Genomic DNA, 292 nt, shown 5'->3' on the forward strand with positions numbered 1-292 from the left:
GTCATGGCGCTGATTTAAAAGCCCATGTCGCCAATACTGCCAGCCAGTACAATTTACCTGCCCATAATGTCAATTTAAAAAACGTCTGCGACAGAGAAAAAATGCGCTATTACTTTCCTGATCCCGTTGTACAACGCTCTATTAATTTAAACATGGCTATACTCGATTGCTATCATAAGGAGCTTAAACCTTTAGAGCATTACATTGAACAAATGGCTAAACAACACAACCCTGTTCACCTTAATATTTTGCAAACAATTAATGGTATAGGCCGCATTCTCGCACTCACTAT

At 39.0% G+C, this 292-nt stretch carries 1 pseudogene; it reads left to right on the forward strand.

Annotation, left to right across the window (positions count from 1 at the left end):
• Positions 1-292 (forward strand): annotated as a pseudogene (locus H5187_RS24170) (IS110 family transposase); the annotation flags it as partial.

This window comes from Pseudoalteromonas sp. SG44-1, assembly GCF_014164315.1.
GTDB lineage: Bacteria > Pseudomonadota > Gammaproteobacteria > Enterobacterales > Alteromonadaceae > Pseudoalteromonas > Pseudoalteromonas rhizosphaerae.